This window comes from Haloplanus aerogenes (genome assembly GCF_003856835.1).
In the GTDB taxonomy this organism is placed as follows: Archaea; Halobacteriota; Halobacteria; order Halobacteriales; family Haloferacaceae; genus Haloplanus; species Haloplanus aerogenes.
The window spans coordinates 2356216-2371118 of record NZ_CP034145.1 but is presented as its reverse complement, the minus strand read 5'-3'; the positions used below and the strand labels follow the sequence as shown (position 1 = coordinate 2371118).

The 14903-nt window shown below is 63.5% G+C and carries 19 protein-coding genes and 1 other RNA gene; 12 read left to right on the top strand and 8 right to left on the bottom strand.

Annotation, left to right across the window (positions count from 1 at the left end):
• Positions 1 to 73 precede the first annotated feature (73 nt).
• The 9 genes from ffs (at position 74) to DU502_RS12045 (ending at position 5431) form a co-directional block, all read left to right on the top strand.
• An RNA gene (gene ffs / locus DU502_RS12070) (signal recognition particle sRNA) lies at positions 74 to 384 on the top strand.
• A gap of 115 nt (positions 385 to 499) precedes the next feature.
• Positions 500 to 631: a hypothetical protein gene (locus DU502_RS18895; protein ID WP_277872145.1), complete on the top strand. Its 132-nt coding sequence runs from the start codon at positions 500 to 502 to the stop codon at positions 629 to 631.
• 96 nt (positions 632 to 727) lie between these two features.
• Positions 728 to 853 (top strand): hypothetical protein, encoded by a 126-nt coding sequence (locus tag DU502_RS18890; protein ID WP_277872146.1) that lies wholly within the window; start codon positions 728 to 730, stop codon positions 851 to 853.
• A gap of 279 nt (positions 854 to 1132) precedes the next feature.
• Positions 1133 to 2458, top strand: a complete 1326-nt coding sequence (gene glmM / locus DU502_RS12065) for a phosphoglucosamine mutase (RefSeq protein WP_121920580.1) — start codon at positions 1133 to 1135, stop codon at positions 2456 to 2458.
• Between the two features lie 106 nt (positions 2459 to 2564).
• Entirely contained in the window at positions 2565 to 2915 is a 351-nt protein-coding gene (locus DU502_RS18745; protein WP_394338928.1) for a sugar phosphate nucleotidyltransferase, read from the top strand.
• Positions 2916 to 3233: a hypothetical protein gene (locus DU502_RS19110; protein ID WP_394338929.1), complete on the top strand. Its 318-nt coding sequence runs from the start codon at positions 2916 to 2918 to the stop codon at positions 3231 to 3233.
• A gap of 7 nt (positions 3234 to 3240) precedes the next feature.
• On the top strand, positions 3241 to 3837 hold the full coding sequence (locus DU502_RS12055) for a hypothetical protein (RefSeq protein WP_121920581.1): 597 nt from the start codon (positions 3241 to 3243) through the stop codon (positions 3835 to 3837).
• A 662-nt stretch (positions 3838 to 4499) separates the two neighbouring features.
• Positions 4500 to 4916 carry a hypothetical protein gene (locus tag DU502_RS12050; protein ID WP_121920582.1) on the top strand — a complete coding sequence of 139 codons (417 nt, stop codon included), beginning with the start codon at positions 4500 to 4502 and terminating at the stop codon, positions 4914 to 4916.
• Positions 4913 to 5431, top strand: coding sequence for a hypothetical protein (locus tag DU502_RS12045; RefSeq protein ID WP_121920583.1), 519 nt, complete (start codon positions 4913 to 4915; stop codon positions 5429 to 5431). The genes DU502_RS12050 and DU502_RS12045 overlap by 4 nt, the downstream gene beginning before the upstream one ends.
• Before the next feature lie 397 nt (positions 5432 to 5828).
• Here the strand turns inward: DU502_RS12045 and DU502_RS12040 are convergent, their stop codons facing one another.
• From DU502_RS12040 to DU502_RS12030, 3 genes are all read right to left on the bottom strand, one after another.
• Positions 5829 to 6413: a hypothetical protein gene (locus DU502_RS12040; RefSeq protein ID WP_121920584.1), complete on the bottom strand. Its 585-nt coding sequence runs from the start codon at positions 6411 to 6413 to the stop codon at positions 5829 to 5831.
• A gap of 307 nt (positions 6414 to 6720) precedes the next feature.
• Complete coding sequence (locus DU502_RS12035; RefSeq protein ID WP_241966805.1) at positions 6721 to 7302, bottom strand: hypothetical protein; 582 nt, start codon at positions 7300 to 7302, stop codon at positions 6721 to 6723.
• A 198-nt stretch (positions 7303 to 7500) separates the two neighbouring features.
• Positions 7501 to 8139 carry an IS6 family transposase gene (locus tag DU502_RS12030; RefSeq protein WP_124897078.1) on the bottom strand — a complete coding sequence of 213 codons (639 nt, stop codon included), beginning with the start codon at positions 8137 to 8139 and terminating at the stop codon, positions 7501 to 7503.
• A gap of 84 nt (positions 8140 to 8223) precedes the next feature.
• Here DU502_RS12030 and DU502_RS12025 point away from each other — a divergent pair, with 84 nt between their 5' ends.
• Positions 8224 to 8718 (top strand): CPBP family intramembrane glutamic endopeptidase, encoded by a 495-nt coding sequence (locus tag DU502_RS12025; RefSeq protein ID WP_121922151.1) that lies wholly within the window; start codon positions 8224 to 8226, stop codon positions 8716 to 8718.
• Between the two features lie 68 nt (positions 8719 to 8786).
• On the opposite strand, the gene DU502_RS12020 is transcribed toward DU502_RS12025, so the two are convergent.
• Together DU502_RS12020 and DU502_RS12015 are read right to left on the bottom strand one after the other, a co-directional pair.
• On the bottom strand, positions 8787 to 9326 hold the full coding sequence (locus tag DU502_RS12020) for a hypothetical protein (protein WP_121922152.1): 540 nt from the start codon (positions 9324 to 9326) through the stop codon (positions 8787 to 8789).
• Positions 9327 to 9532: 206 nt separating this feature from the next.
• A complete protein-coding gene (locus DU502_RS12015; RefSeq protein ID WP_121922153.1) occupies positions 9533 to 10966 on the bottom strand; it encodes a DUF5518 domain-containing protein in 1434 nt (477 codons plus the stop codon).
• 252 nt (positions 10967 to 11218) lie between these two features.
• Here DU502_RS12015 and DU502_RS12010 point away from each other — a divergent pair, with 252 nt between their 5' ends.
• Positions 11219 to 12211, top strand: coding sequence for a hypothetical protein (locus DU502_RS12010; RefSeq protein WP_199722793.1), 993 nt, complete (start codon positions 11219 to 11221; stop codon positions 12209 to 12211).
• Here DU502_RS12010 and DU502_RS12005 read toward each other — a convergent pair.
• The 3 genes from DU502_RS12005 to DU502_RS11995 form a co-directional block, all read right to left on the bottom strand.
• Positions 12198 to 12554: a YbjQ family protein gene (locus DU502_RS12005; RefSeq protein WP_121922154.1), complete on the bottom strand. Its 357-nt coding sequence runs from the start codon at positions 12552 to 12554 to the stop codon at positions 12198 to 12200. The two genes, DU502_RS12010 and DU502_RS12005, sit on opposite strands and share 14 nt — an antisense overlap.
• Before the next feature lie 191 nt (positions 12555 to 12745).
• A complete protein-coding gene (locus DU502_RS12000) occupies positions 12746 to 13402 on the bottom strand; it encodes a hypothetical protein (RefSeq protein WP_121922155.1) in 657 nt (218 codons plus the stop codon).
• Between the two features lie 77 nt (positions 13403 to 13479).
• Entirely contained in the window at positions 13480 to 14376 is an 897-nt protein-coding gene (locus DU502_RS11995; RefSeq protein ID WP_121922156.1) for a CPBP family intramembrane glutamic endopeptidase, read from the bottom strand.
• Between the two features lie 93 nt (positions 14377 to 14469).
• On the opposite strand from DU502_RS11995, the gene DU502_RS11990 reads away from it, so the two are divergent.
• Complete coding sequence (locus tag DU502_RS11990) at positions 14470 to 14898, top strand: universal stress protein (protein WP_121922157.1); 429 nt, start codon at positions 14470 to 14472, stop codon at positions 14896 to 14898.
• The last annotated feature ends 5 nt before the right edge of the window (positions 14899 to 14903 follow it).

The following is a 14903-nucleotide window of genomic DNA, read 5'->3' as shown; positions in this document are numbered from 1 at the left end:
TCGCGTCGGCCGACGACTCCACGTCGGCGTGTGGGCGAGTCGAAAGGCCCTTAAGAGGAACCGGCATACGATGAGATGGACTAGGTCGGGCAGTTAGGCCCTGCTCTTCCACCCGCACTACGGTCTTGAGCGGGGACCGAACTCGGGGGCGTCCGGTCAGACCGGTCCGGGCCCCGGGAGCCAACGTGGAAGCCTCGTCCTTCGGGGACAGCGGTCCGCGGCGCGCGTCCGCAGGGACGCTCCGCCGCGGTTCGTCGGCGGCACCGGGTCAGGCGCGGAAGCGAGCAGCCCATCGCCGGACGCCAGTCGCTCGAAGGATCGCGGGGTGGAGGAGGCGACCGGGATTCCCCGGCTCGGAACGCCGGGCAATCCCGCCGTCCACATTCATCGTGTTCTACCCGCCGAGCCACGGGACTCGCACTCTCGATAGTGGCTAGTGTTGCCTCGTCGATAAACGTAAATACCATGGCACATCTTGCCATGATTGAGGTTAACACACATGGACCAAGACGACGTGGTGCTGCTGAAACTCCGCGAAAAGTGCAGTGAAGGAAGCGACGACGCGTGCCGGACGCTCGAACGGCTCTGTGCGGACGGCCGAGACGACGCCTGCCGGTACGTCCCGCAGTAACGCCTCTTGGTATCGGGGAACCGCGACACGAACGTCGCCGTATACCGAATCTATAAGTGCTATGCTACTTACTACCATGGTACGAGGTCACAAATTATGAAGCAAGAGGACATGGTACTGCTCCGTGAGGAGTGCAGCGACGGCAACGATCGGGCGTGCCACACGCTCGAACGACTCTGTGAAAACGGACGCGACGACGCCTGTCAGTACGTCCTGACGTAATCACTTCTCGCCGTCGTCGTCGACCCCGGAGAGCGTAGCGGTTGCGCTGTTCGGCGTGTGTGGACTGTCAGCGAACGAATCACCGGCCGCTCCGCTATCGGTCTCTATCGACGCATCCAGCGGTGGGGATGACGACTTCTTCGACGAACGGCTACGGGCTCCGGACATTTGATCGTGGTCCCACCGCTGGCCTCGATTCGCGTTCTCGGGTCCCCTGTCACCGCTCGGTGGCGACGTTAAGCACCGGATAGTTAGGGTGGTTCCCTGCGTGGGACGACTATGTTCGGAACGAGCGGGATTCGCGGCACAGTCGGAAGCGAGGTCACGGCCGAACTGGCGCTGTCCGTCGGGCGGGCGCTGGGCTCCGGGTCGTACGACCGGGTCGTCGTCGGCCGTGACGTTCGCGACAGCGGCGCGATGCTCGTGGACGCGCTCTCGGCCGGTCTCCGGGAGTGTGGGGCGGACGTAATCGACGTGGGGACGGCGTCGACGCCGACCATCGCCCGCAGCGTCGGGTGGCGCGACGCCGACGCCGGCGTCGCGGTCACCGCCTCGCACAACCCGCCGGCGGACAACGGCCTGAAACTGCTCGCCCCCTCGGGGCAGGCCTTCGATGCGCCCCGACGCGACGAGATTACGCGCCGCATCGAGGAAGAGGTGTACGATCTGTCGGCCGCGGCCGGCGTCGGCGCCGAACGCCGCTGGGACGCGGCCCACGACCGACACGTCGCGGCCGTCCGCGACGCCTGTGATCGGGTCGACGGCCTGCAGGTCGTCGTCGACCTCGGCAACGGCGCGGGCAGCGTCACGCCCGACGCACTGCGCGAACTCGGTGCCGACGTGACGACGCTGAACGCCCAGCCGGACGGGACGTTTCCGGGCCGTCCCAGCGAGCCGACGGCGGAGACGTGTGCCGATCTGTGCCGGTTCGTCGCGGCGACGGCGGCCGACCTCGGCATCGCCCACGACGGCGACGCCGACCGGATGATGGCGGTCGACGAGCACGGCGATTTCGTCCCCGGCGACCACTTGCTCGCGCTCTTCGCCCGCGCGGCGGCGGACGACGGCGCGACGGTCTGTGCGCCCCTCAATACGAGCCTCGCCGTCGACGACGCCCTCGACGATTTCGGCGCGTCGGTGTCGCGGACGAAAGTGGGCGACGTGTTCGTCGCGGAACGGATCGTGTCGGAAGGAGCCGTCTTCGGCGGCGAACCCAGCGGGGCGTGGATCTGGCCCGACGAGACGCGCTGTCCGGACGGGCCGCTGGCCGCCTGCCGACTCGCGGCGCTCGTCCACGACGCCGGCTCGCTCGCCGGCCTGCTCGAATCGGTCGGTGGCTACGTCACCCGCCGGGCGAACCGCGTCTGCGAGGACAACGACCGCGTCGTTCGGGAGGTGAAGCGCCGGGCGGAGTCGGTGTTCGACGACGTCGACGACACCGACGGCGTCCGCGTCACGGTCGACGACGGCTGGTTTCTCGTCCGTGCGAGCGGCACTCAGCCGCTCGTCCGTCTCACGGCGGAGGCGCGGAGCGCCGAGCGGGCGGACGAACTGCTGGACCGGGCGGACGACCTGGTCACCGCGAGTGGCGTCTCGGAGACCTGACCGCCTGCGTCCGTGGTTCCCCGTCGGCGGTTACCCCCCGAATTCCGCCGTTCGACGCACCTTAGCGGCTGTATAATAATGGCCTGACGACGCGTCGGCCCAACCGATGCAAGCAGTCATTCTCGCCGCTGGCCGAGGCACGCGAATCCAGCCGCTGTCGGCGTCTGCTCCGAAGCCGATGTTGCCGGCCGGCGACCGGCCCATCGCCGCCCACGTCGCCGACGCGGTCCGAACTGCTGCGCCCCACGTCGACAGCGACTTCGCCGTCCTCAACGGCGACAACCTCTACGATCCGACGGACGTGGCGACGCTCTTCGAGCGCGGGCCGAGCGTCGCCGCCGTCCACCGGCCGGACCCCTCGTCCTACGGCGTGCTGTCGACCGACGGCGGCTGCGTGACGGACAGCCGGGAAAAACCCGACGACCCGGAGAGTACGCTCGTCAACGCGGGAGCGTAGGTGTTCCCCCACGAGGCGTGTGACTGGCTCGACGTACCCCGGAGCGAGCGCGACGAACACGAGATTACCGACGTGCTGGCCCGCGCCATCGCCCACCTGGTCGACAAGGCCACCATCGTCGACGACGTGTTCCGGGGGTACGCCGATCCCGCCACGAGTCCGCTCGCCCGGCGGCCGGTCCGCTCACGCGACCTGCGGTGGGACGGGCGCGATCCGCCGACGCCGTTCCCCGGGGAGAACGGCACGCTCGACGTCGAGCGTGCTCGCGACCGTTTCGCGACACGGGGTATCGCTACTCGGACGACGGTCACCTGGTGATGCCCTGATGGCGAGTCTCGCGTCGTCGGTCGTCGTGTCCGCCGCCGTCCTCGCGGGGGCGGGGATCGCGACGGCCGCGACGACTGACACCGTCGTCGGTCGGGGCGGCCTCTCTCAGTTCGCGGCCAAGGTCCGGACCCGTCCCCGGGAGACCCTCGCCCCCATCGCGCTCCTCGCGAGCGTCCTCCTGTTCAACAAGGTCGTCAGAGACCTCTCGCCCGAAGTGTCGCGGCTCGTCGGCTGGAACGTCACGGGCACCATCTACGCCCTCGAGGGCGCGTTCGTGGCCACCCTCCAGTCGGTCGCGACGCCCTCGCTCACGGCCCTGTTCTCGGGTGCGACGAAGGAAGTCGAATCCGGGAACGAAACGACTGTCGTTCAAAGCGTCGACCTCGTTGAAATCCTCGATCAGAGATGTGTTTCGGCAACTGTGCTGGATACAGGGCGCAAATCGGTCAGTAGCGACGGGTCGGCAAGTGGTTGCGGATCACCGACGCGACATCGCGCCATTCGGACCTTCACGAACTGGCACAGGTACGATCGACCTCCAGTTGCCCATCCGCGAGTACAGTTACAGAGACCTCGAGGCTCGGACAGTCGGTGATCGACCACTCCAGGGTTTCCTGTTCGGCTTCCGTCTGAATGGTGATGGTGTACGGGCCGTTGGCAAGGCCGGACGAGTAATAACTTGGGGCTCCCTGTTGGTCTGGCGGGAACGCGGTTTCGAATTCGTCTTCCAGAGTCCCGTCCGCATCGACGACTTCGACTCGGATGAGATAATCCCGGTCCGCTTCGGTGCTGAACGCGATGTCGACCTCCCCCGTCGGCCGTTCCGTGACTTCCGGTTGCGAGCACCCACTAATCACGGCCACAACCGAAGCCATCACACCGAGTGTTTCCCGTCTGTTCATGAACAAGTGCCGCCTCGCGTTCACAAGATACTTCTGGAGGGCGTCTTGCTGAACGAACCCTCTATACGCAACTTCTCAGCGCTCAGAACCGAAAGACGTCATTGGCACCCAAGTGGGAACACTTCCATGGCGAGCATGCTCGGGAAAACATCGGACAGCGTACAGTATTATGCGCCCCGATTCACGACAGGAGTGTGCAGCTAACACGACGACGGTACGGGTGGTTTCGGGCGACTCCGAGCCTCGGACCTCCGGAACGTGTGTGTTCTCGATCGTGTTGGAGTAACTACCCACATCGAATCGTTCATTCGTTCTACACGAGTAGCGTTTTTACAACTACGACCGTAGCGTTCCTATGACTCTGCGACCACTGACCACCATCGCAGTCGTCGGACTGTTCTGTCTTTCAGGATGTCTCGGCGGGCTTGCTCCGACCGACGGCGTCAAGCAGAGAGATTATCCCGACCGCCCGCCCACGGTGGACGGTGAGACTGCCGGTCCGTATATCGCCGCCTACGAAGAAGTGTACCGGCATAACCTGATAGTCGAAGAAGAAACCGAGAGTATTCAAGAGATCGTCGTCGGTGCAGGCGTCGTCTCGGTGGCCGAGAGCGGTGATGGATACGAAGTCGTCGTGCGCGTCGGATTCTACTGGACGTTCGGCGACGACGGGACTGGTCAACCCACCGGTATTGCAGACGGAAAGCCGTACGAAGCCACCTACTTCGTCAACGAGACGACGACCGACCGGCGAGGGGACACACTCGAATGAGTGGCTCGGCTCTCGGTCGGCCCGTTCCAGCACTGCTCGATCCTCGCCAGTCGATCGTCCCTGCTGTGATCGTCTTTGCCCTGGGCTTGGGGGTGTTCGTTCTCGACGCAACGAGCAACGTCCGTCCGGGGCCCGTGGCGTATCTGCTGACTCCCACACCCGTGGCACTCGCACTCTACGTTCGAAGGCGGCCGACGACGGGACGGCGCCGTCTGCTCGGGCTTGCAGTCTGGGGACTGGTAAGCACGACAGCGGCGGGCTTACTCACGATTCTCGTTGCGATCGGGACCCGCCTCCCTCGCCCGTACGAAGCCTGGGAGTTCTTGCTGCTCGATGCCGGTGTGTTCCTTTGGTTTATTCTCAGCCTGGCTGGCGCGTTCGTTTTGGCCGCCCGTTGGGACGGACGCCGCTCAACGGTTGCGTTGGCTGCCGGACCGGCTGTCCAGTTCGTGGGATTTCTCCTGTTTGTCGTGGTCACCGCCGAAAGCGTGGTCCTCGCCACGCTCGCCGCTTGAACGACGAGCCCGGTCTCGTGGAATTCCCCGAACAGCGGTAGGTTACGGTGGGCGAGTTGAAGTCTTGATGTACAGCGGTTAGCAGCGATTCGATACTGGACGACGTTGTCCGGAGGCGGTACCCTGTCTGTCCCTCACGTGTTACAACTCTGTCACAGTATCTTTGGAAGTGAAGATGACCGAACGGGATGAGCGTTTCTCCGACGAAATGGGTGGGCTGGATACGTCGTAATCGTGGAGCCGGAACCCACCGCCCCGAGTGTCGAGTTCAGGGGTAGTATTAGGTTAACGCGTGTCATAGCAAACTTCCCACGGTCTGTCTATTCGGGTCCTGTCAACGCTCGCGGTACAAGATACGGCGCGCGTATTCATCAAGGCCGAGTCTACCGACGGAACGTTATTTCTTCGTGTCCGTGCCGCACTGGACCAGTTGACGGTCGGGATGAGAGCGCGGATCGACCGATTCGGCTTCGGTCTGGACTCGGTAGACCGGGTCGGGGGAGACGTAGTAGCTCGCCACATACGCACGCTCGGAGGATTCTTCACTCCCCTCGGGGGTGTAACTGGTTTCGATCCCACTCGACGCGAGGAACCCCGCACCGGCGGGTTCCGGGTTCCACGGTGTGGTCGTATCGATGTTAAGTCTCGCCACCGGACTGTGATCGTCGAGGATGCGGTTCCAGGCGTAGGCGGTTTCGAAGTCCGCCAAATAGTCGGCCACGGACTGTTGAGTGAGTTCCTGGGGCTTCGTTCCGTACCCCATCGCCGGGTGGTTCGACTCCTCGACGACGGGCGGATGGCTCACGTCGGCCGGGTCGCAACTGCTCGGGATCGGTGACGGCGTGCCCCCATTCTGCGTCGTCGGTCCGCCGCTGCTCGGCGTTGGTGAGGGCGTGGTGCCGTTCCCGTCTCCGTCGGTCAGACACCCTGCCGTCAGGCTACTGTCGATGACCGCGAGGATCATCCGCCGAGTCCCGTTCATACCACACACGTGTCGTGGCGTAGATGCCTATTAGTTCTGGGCTCGCTACGTCCGACAAGAGTCGTACCGAGCGCCTCGAGTACACTGGGTGGGACAGCAAGCACGCCGAGTACGTGCCGCTCGAGTAGCAGGAGCGCGCCGCCGTCGACAGCCCCATAGATCATACTCAGACCGCCCGTCCACCGTCGAGACTGCGGATGGTCACCGGTGCCGGAGGCTGTCGCATTGTCCACGGACTGTTCGCCCCCAATCAGTCGGAGGAGTCCTGCTGCGAGAATATCACCGATAATTCCGTTGGGAACGGTCGTCATGCGGAGTCGAACTCGACGGAGATATCATCGACGTAGTGGGTCGCGTCTCCTTCCCAGATGACACTGGTTCCCACCGAGACGTACAGCGTCTCCGTCGAAAGCGACGGCATCGTCCACTCGAAGGTGTACTCCCGCCAGCCATCGGCCAGCCAGAGCGGTTCACGAAGGCCTCCATACGGTGTTTCGCCCAGCGCAGTCGTGTTCACGCCGGGATGGGGAAACTCCTCCTCGGTCTCCGGGCGTTCGGGGCCGAGACGCATGACGGCATCCCGGAGCGTATTGAACGACTCGGACTCGCTCCAAATCTGTGCTCGGACCGTCGCCTCGTCGGCACCCCCCGACGGAACTGGCACCGGATGGGTCACCCATGTGACACCATCGTCGTAGTCGCCTTCGTTCCAGATGCGAAGCGACCGCTCCCCGCTCATCGCCTGTTCACCGGACACCGTCACCTCCCATTCGAACTCCTCGATGTTCACCTCCGGCCCGATAGCCGCGTTGGCCTGCCAGTCCCCCAGCCCGTTCTCGAACCCCTCTTGGAATGCAGGGCCACCGCGGCCTCGCGTGCATCCGGCCACAGCAACGGACCCAGCGACGAGCCCGGTTCGAAGTATGGCACGTCGTCTCATCCCGCAGGACTACGTGGAGTGGCGGATTAAATCACGGGGGCGACCGGCTATCGCTTAGACAACTGAACAAAACCAAGTTCGTTAAGCCCTAGATACAGTTAGAGGAATTTCGCTTGGTTTGTTATCAAGCTGGCCTCGCCGGTCGCGTTAACTTTGGCGTGAGTTGTGCCGGACGGCGAGGGCTTTGAGCCACGATTCTGCTGTCTGCGGTTCGACATGGCTGAAACTAGTTGCGAACGATGAGGTTCGTCGTTCTATCTCCCAAAAGACACGTTCGATGGCATTCCGATTCCCGTGTGAAATCATCTGGAATCGGTACCCGTCTTCGTCGAGGACGTTCACCAAGTAATCGGCGTCATCGACGAGAAATTCGACGCCATCTAGCCGATATCGTCGATGAAGTTCGGTCAGAAACCATCGCGTCGTCTGTTTCGTTGTCGCTGGAAACAGCCTGAAATGGAGGATTTCGTTCGTTTGGGGATCGACGGCACCGTACAGCCAGTAGTCGTCGCCGTTGATGCGGATCACTTTCTCGTCGACCGCAAGCTGATCCGCACTCACCGTCGAAACCGGCTGTAGCTCGGCCTTGTGAACCCAGTTGTGAACCGCGACGTGACTGCGTTGGACTCCCAACTCATCGAGAAACTGACTGGCATCCCTAGTTGACATATCTGCGAGATGACACCGGATGCCCACTTGAATCGCCCACTCGGGAGTCCGATCTCGCTCCACAAACGACAAGTCGATCCACTCGATACACTTGCTGAGGCGTTCGGATTCTGCCATAGACACTCAGAACTCGAACGCCTCATCCTCTAACTTAACGCGACCCTCTCGGTCGGCCTAGTCTACTTCGGCTTCACGCGCTGGGTGGGCGTCGACCTCCGGCGGTGGTGGTTCGACCGGCAGCGACTCCGCGGCGACCTCCTCTGGGGCGTCGCCGGTATCGTCCTCGTGCTCGCCGCCACCCTCGGAGGCACGCTCGCCCTCACTGCGCTTTTCCCCGGACTCGCTCCGGTTGGGGAGGTCGGTGCCGACCCCTCTCCGACCGTCGCGGCGGACGCAGCGAGCGGCCTCGCAGTGAACCTGCTGCTCGGGTGGTTCTTCGGGTTCGCCATCGCCGCCTTCCAGGAGGAGACGCTGTTCCGTGGGTTTCTCCAGAATCTCCTCCAGGAGCGATACGGGCGTCTCGTCGCGATCGTCGGACAAGCGGGTGTCTTCGCGCTCGCTCATTTCGGGTATTACCCCGTCTCAGCGTGGCCACTACTCCTCGTCGTGTTCCTCGTCGGCATCGTCACTGGATGGCTCGTCGACAGGCGCGGGACGCTCCTCCCTGCGGGCATCGCTCACGGATTCGTCGGGTGAGCGGCGGGGCCGGCCGCTCGTCGGGCGCGCGTCGCCCACGATTGTGTCGACGCCTCGGCATTCGTCGGTCACGACGAGTCGAGCCGGCTGGCTCCGTCTTCGTCGACGGCCACGCTGTAGTTCCCCGAGAGCGTGCGGAACGTGGCGAACGAGTCCTCTGGGTGCTCGACTTGCGTCACGACGGCCCCGTCGAGGACGACTGTTACCGTCCGGAAGTCGCCGGGAAGCGAGACGAGTGCGTCGAATGTGGTCCGCGGCGTACAATCCGCCGGGGGCTGGCCCTTCGCCCCGTCGCCGGGCGCGACTTCGACGGTGAAGCGGTAGTGCCCCGGACTCGGCTCCGTGAGATTCGCCCGAACGTTCACGTCGGTCACGTCGTGTGTGAACGTGAAATTGAGTGCCACCGTCCGCGTCTCTCCGTTAGGAACCTGTCCGACCCAGCCGCCGGTCGCGGGGTTGCTCACACACCCCGTCCCAGCCGAGGTCGAGAACGACGGCGAGGAGACGCTCTGAGTCGGAATGAGCGCGGCACCGGCCGCTGCGCCCCCCGCCGCACCGACGATCAGACCGACGACGAGTCCGACAGCGAGAGCGAGTCTGGTGTCCATGCGTGGATAGTACGCGGAATCGGGATAAATAGCGTCGGACGGCGAGTCTCAACTGCGATGCCAAGACGGAGGGTGCCTCCGCGTGGCTCGTTCAGGCCGTGTCGACGTTCCAGGGCCCCGTCTTCGAACTGGTCGGCGCGCTCTTCCGCCGAAAACAGTACTGGAAGAGGTCACTTGACGACAATTAGAAATCGTAAGTCGCGGGACTAATCCCGATAGCGACCGCTTCCGACCTCCAGTTCGCCTTGCACGACGTACCAGCCTTGGCCCGGGCCCAGCAGTTCCGTGTGGGCCCACTCGCGGTATTCGTTGCCCGTCCACTCGCCGGCGACCCACTCGTTGCGACCGTCGAGTTGCGCGGAGACGTACACCGTCGTATCCTCTGGTGCCCCGTAGGTGGCGTACACGCGGGTGTCGTACTCGAAGCAGCGGTGGCGCTCTTGTCGACCATACCTGCACTCGACCCCCGTGCGGTTGAACTGCGGCGTGAGCAGTGGCTCCGTTCCGAACGGCGCTGCCGTATCGATAGTCTCCTCGCTTGTGGCGGTCACGGAGAACGTGAAAGTGCCGTCGTCGACCACCCCCATCGATGGGTTCGATGGATCGTACTGCGACTCAGGGATTGGTTCGCGCCATCCCATAGTTTCGTTCTCCACCTCACGGTAGTAGGCGCGCTGAACTTCGATACGGTCTGCACTGATGGCAAGCATCCGTCCGTGCTCCGTGTCGACGAGTTCGTAGGTGAAGTTCACACGCGCCGGGGTGTCGTCGGCCCCACGAATTGCGGGGGTTTCGCGGCTGTACTGGACGTCCTCGACGAACTGCTCGCCGAGTTCCGATTCGCCGTTCGTCTCCGGGACCGGCACGTAAAACGTCGCGTTGGTCAGCGTCTGGTTCGTGGCGATCGTCACCTGGTACTCGTAGGTACTCTGCTCTGATTGCTCGGCGCGTTGCTGGCCCAGCGCGTAGACGCCACCGAGCAGTAACGCGAAGACGACGACGACGGCGACGACGCCGATACCGACACCACGCCAGTTGACGCTGCTGTCGGGGCCGCGCGTGACGTAGCGGTACCCGAGTATGGCGACACCGGCACCAGCAATGAACCCGATTGGAAGGGCGACGAGCAGCGACAACCAGATGAACGCCTCGAGCACAACGGCGACGACAACGGTGACGACGGCAAACGTCAGGATCCCGGCGACTAAGCTTCCGACGACGACGCTCCAGTTACGCTCGTGACCTCCACCCGCAGCGTCTTCTGACAGATGGGCGCCTGCGAGGAGACTGCCGAGCGCACCGCCGATGCTCGCAACGAGGATTTGCCCGAGGGTGGCTGCAAGCGACAGCAGTGCAGCGATACCGAGGCCTGCGAGCGGCGTTTCCGGGCCGAACGGTAACTCGCCGAAGCGTGTGAACAGAATCACGCCCGTGACGACGGTACTGAGAGCTGCCATGACCACCCCAGCGACGGCACCCGCGACTAATCCTCCCTTGGCATCGTCGCGTTCGAGGTACCCCGCGACGCCGCCACCCAACAGTGGCGCGACGAGGAGGACGAGTGGGACGAAGCCGAGCGCGGACCCAACCACGCCACCGATGACTCCGTTCTGGATGGTCTTGCGCGTCAACTGGGACATACAAGATACGACACGATGTAATTACAAAGAGTTGACTCGAAATACAGCCGGGCCATCTAACAGCTTCCCGTTCGTGAGCGCTCTTAGTCGTTCAACAGTTTCCGGACACCCCCGATGATCAGCCGATCTAGGGGGCGGTTAGTGGCTCGGCGTGAAATGCGGGAGCGTCGTGATTCGTCGACCACACGCGGCGTGTGACTCCGGGGAACCGACCGGAACGCACAGAGCATCCGAACCAAGCTTCCAAATCAGATGACGAACATCCACGAACTCCTCGATGTCGGAACCATACAAGTCAGTGTCCTCCTCCTGCGTGATGCGAAGTTCTTCGGTCGGTCGCTCGACTCACGACCGCTCATCGAGGTGGCGAGTGAATCGGAGGCCACCGTCGACGACCTCAGTCGTGCTGGCGAGCAGTCTGTGACCGTCGACACACCGATCGGGACGTTCGAGACGGCGTATATGCCTTGGCAATGGCGTGGCCCGAACTATCCGACGCTTATCTATCACCACGGGAGTGGCGAGCGACCGTTCGACTTCGGGTGGTTCAGTTCGAACTCGTTTCGGCGGTTGTTCGTCACGACCGACGAAGCGATCCCGGCCAACGTCATCGCCGTCAAGGCCCCGTTCCACGGCGGATCGAACACGGAGTACGCCCGAGCAATGGGTGACCTCGAGAACTTCGTGGGGATGCTCGCCGCCTCGGTCGGTCTCATCGACGCGCTCGCGACCGAGGCGAGCAAGCGTACCAGCAGTCCGGTCCTCGCTTCGGGTCTCAGCCTCGGTGGCTGGGCGGTCAACCTCCACCGGGCGTGCTTCGACACCGTCGACCAATACGTCCCGATCTTCGCCGGGGCGGCGCTGGGCGAGATGTTCGTCACGTCCGTCTATCGGAAGATGACTGCCGAACCGGCTCGGAGACGGCCGGACTACCTCCGTGAGATACTCGATTTCGAGGAGGAGTTCAGTACCGTCGGGACGGATGATTGTTCCCCGTTGCTTGCCCGATACGACCGCATCATCGAGTACAACCGACAGCGCCCGGCTACGCGGGACTGCCACTGTCCGTACTGGAGAACGGACACGTCACTGGATCGCTTGCGACCGATCGGCTCCGCAAGCACATCCTCTCAGTTCTCTCGACGTGTAGTACCGACCGGATCAGTCGCGAGTAGTGTCGAGCAGGTTCAAACTCGACCGCGGCTGCTCGACGCCGGCCACGACAGTCTCCTCAGGCGAGTTTGACAGCCGTCCCATAGGCGATCACTTCCGAAGCGCCTTGGGTAACCTCGGACGTTTCCATCCGGACGTTCACGACAGCGTCCGCTCCCATCTCAAGTGCGTCCGCTTCCATCCGCTCGATCGCCTGATCCCGAGCGTCGGCGAGCAGCGTCGAGTAGGCCTTGAGTTCTCCGCCAGCGAGATTTCGGAGTCCCTGGGTGATGTCGCGTCCCACATTCCGTGCGCGGACGGTGTTGCCGCGGGCGATACCGAGCACCTCCACAATCTCGTGGCCAGGGATAGTCTCGGTGGTGACGGTGGCGACGAGCGACTGCTGTACCTCTGTCGAGATGGCTGTTGAGGACATATCTACCGCTAGGACGGAGGGAGAGATGATAAACCAGTAGTGACCCGTGCGTTCACGTGGTGCGGCTACGGCCTCAATCGAGGCGCAGGTCACGCTGTGAACGACTATCGACCACGCTCAGCATCTCGCTATTCTCGTAATTCATTAGGGACAACCCATCCGAATCCGGAGTCACACGATCGCGGTTCCGCTCACCCGGCGATCTGTGCTATCGCGACCGCCTCGCGGTAGCACGCGACTGCCAACAGCAGATATCCACCGATCAGTAGTGCCCACTCGCGTCGTGTCAGCGACCAGTCGCTGGGCGACTGCACGCGATCGAACTCCTCCCGCCACCGTGGGCCTGACTCCTGGCGCCAGATCATGACGCCTCTGGTAGCGACGACAATAGCGACGATGGCGGTGATCTCCATCGGCCCGCTCCGCTCGACGAGTACGGTCGGCGACGGCACGATGCGCGCTCCCGTCCCGATGGCGAGAGACCCGGTCCCCCAAACGGCCCCGTACCAGGGCGCCTGGACGACCTCGATGACGTACCCCATCGGCGTGTTCACCGACCGAAGCGTGTTCGCGCCGATAGCGATCAGGGAGACGCCGACGTTCCACCCGAACAGCCACAAGAACTCTCGTGTGATACTCCCCGCGTACCCCGTAGATGCGCCCGGATTCCCGCCGCGTAACAGCCCCTGGGGAAGGAAGAAGTAACTGAGGAGCCACGCCGCGGTGAACGCGCTCGCGACGACAATCCACAGGGAGACGAATCGGACGAGGAGGTTCTCGTGGTTGACGTACCACCCGATTCGTTTCGACACCCGACCGATCAATTCGGTCGGGAGCGATGCTGCCATACGGGCGGATAGTCGTGTGGTCGCGACAAATACGTTGGCGACCGTCACCCGCCCGTGTTAACCGACGACCCAGTGGGTCACGTGACCGTTTCCGCTTCGGTCTCCGGCGGAAGCCCGGCGTCCTGGGGGGTTGGCGGGTCGCGATTTGCGAGGCGATCCGAACCGTAGACGACGACGAGGAGGAGTGCGATCACCACGAGCGGGAGCGCGCCCGTGACCTCTGCGAGCAGGTTCAGCCAGGGGTCCGGCACACCGTTCGGGACGAGCGCCGCCGGATCGGCGGGGTGAAAGATGCCCATCGCGTTGACACCGGCGTGAAACACCGCGACGGCGAGGACGCTTCCGCCGGTGCTGTTGTACATCCACGTCCAGAGGATCGAGCCCGCGAGGATGGAGACCATCCAGAGGAGCTGCTGGGAGAGCGGCCAGCCGCCGTGGGTGGTCGTGGCGTTCAGGAACAGCGGGAGGTGCCAAGCGGCCCACGTGACGCCCACGATGGCACTCGACACCAGCGCGCTGTACGAGTCCTGAAGGATGGGAAGCATAAAGCCACGCCAACCGAGATCCTCCTGGCCGCCGCCCCACACGGTCCCCCACGCCATCGCGAACAGGTAGATGAACGGCGACTCGAACTCCGTGAGGTCGATCGGACCCCCAGCTACGACGAACAACAAGACGCCAAGCGAGAGGATGACGAATGGGAGCCCGATTGCGAGCGCCCACCACTTCACACCGATCCGCCACTTGAACATCTGCCCGACCCAGGTACGGAGGCTCCCACCTGAGGCCCAGATGACGACCGCCGCGCCAATCGGCGGACCGAATCCGCCGAAACCGATCAGAATGGAGTGCGTCCAGGAGGCTTCCATACCGGAGTACGCGAGTGCGCCCTGGATGGTCCAGGTGAACGCGTACGCGATTGCACCGAAGCTCAGGAGGCGATGCTGGTCGATCCATGTACGGAGACTAGACATACTACCGATTGTGGGCACATCGCAGTTAACCGTACTCCCAGCCGCCGAATTGTCGGCACTACACTCTTCTCGACGCGTCTCGAATCCACGCGTATGCCCGACAACGTTCTCGTCGCCGTCGACGGCTCTCCGCTTGCCGAGCGCGCGCTCACGTACGCTCTCGAGAATTTCCCCGACGCAACGATCACCACGATTTACGTCATCAATCCGGTCGACTCGGTAATCGACGTGGAGGTCGGTGGCCTGCCAGTTGCAGAGGACTGGTACGATAACGCCCAAGAACGTGCTACCAAAATTCACACGACGGCCACGGATCGCGCGATAGAGTACGATCTCGATCTCGAAACGATCACAGAAGTCGGGAAACCTGCTCGAGGGATCCTCGAATACGCTGAAGACCATGGTATCGATCAGATCGTTATGGGTAGCCACGGCCGGTCAGGAATCGACCGGGCGTTCCTCGGGAGTGTCGCCGAGACAGTCACCCGCCGAGCACGGATCCCGGTGACGATCATTGGATGATATCT

Coding starts and splice junctions, on each gene's coding strand:
- DU502_RS18895 (WP_277872145.1), top strand. CDS start 500: ATGGACCAAGACGACGTGGTGCTGCTGAAACTCCGCGAAAAGTGCAGT.
- DU502_RS18890 (WP_277872146.1), top strand. CDS start 728: ATGAAGCAAGAGGACATGGTACTGCTCCGTGAGGAGTGCAGCGACGGC.
- glmM (WP_121920580.1), top strand. CDS start 1,133: ATGTTCGGAACGAGCGGGATTCGCGGCACAGTCGGAAGCGAGGTCACG.
- DU502_RS18745 (WP_394338928.1), top strand. CDS start 2,565: ATGCAAGCAGTCATTCTCGCCGCTGGCCGAGGCACGCGAATCCAGCCG.
- DU502_RS12055 (WP_121920581.1), top strand. CDS start 3,241: ATGGCGAGTCTCGCGTCGTCGGTCGTCGTGTCCGCCGCCGTCCTCGCG.
- DU502_RS12050 (WP_121920582.1), top strand. CDS start 4,500: ATGACTCTGCGACCACTGACCACCATCGCAGTCGTCGGACTGTTCTGT.
- DU502_RS12045 (WP_121920583.1), top strand. CDS start 4,913: ATGAGTGGCTCGGCTCTCGGTCGGCCCGTTCCAGCACTGCTCGATCCT.
- DU502_RS12040 (WP_121920584.1), bottom strand. CDS start 6,413: ATGAACGGGACTCGGCGGATGATCCTCGCGGTCATCGACAGTAGCCTG.
- DU502_RS12030 (WP_124897078.1), bottom strand. CDS start 8,139: ATGGCAGAATCCGAACGCCTCAGCAAGTGTATCGAGTGGATCGACTTG.
- DU502_RS12020 (WP_121922152.1), bottom strand. CDS start 9,326: ATGGACACCAGACTCGCTCTCGCTGTCGGACTCGTCGTCGGTCTGATC.
- DU502_RS12015 (WP_121922153.1), bottom strand. CDS start 10,966: ATGTCCCAGTTGACGCGCAAGACCATCCAGAACGGAGTCATCGGTGGC.
- DU502_RS12010 (WP_199722793.1), top strand. CDS start 11,219: ATGACGAACATCCACGAACTCCTCGATGTCGGAACCATACAAGTCAGT.
- DU502_RS12005 (WP_121922154.1), bottom strand. CDS start 12,554: ATGTCCTCAACAGCCATCTCGACAGAGGTACAGCAGTCGCTCGTCGCC.
- DU502_RS12000 (WP_121922155.1), bottom strand. CDS start 13,402: ATGGCAGCATCGCTCCCGACCGAATTGATCGGTCGGGTGTCGAAACGA.
- DU502_RS11995 (WP_121922156.1), bottom strand. CDS start 14,376: ATGTCTAGTCTCCGTACATGGATCGACCAGCATCGCCTCCTGAGCTTC.
- DU502_RS11990 (WP_121922157.1), top strand. CDS start 14,470: ATGCCCGACAACGTTCTCGTCGCCGTCGACGGCTCTCCGCTTGCCGAG.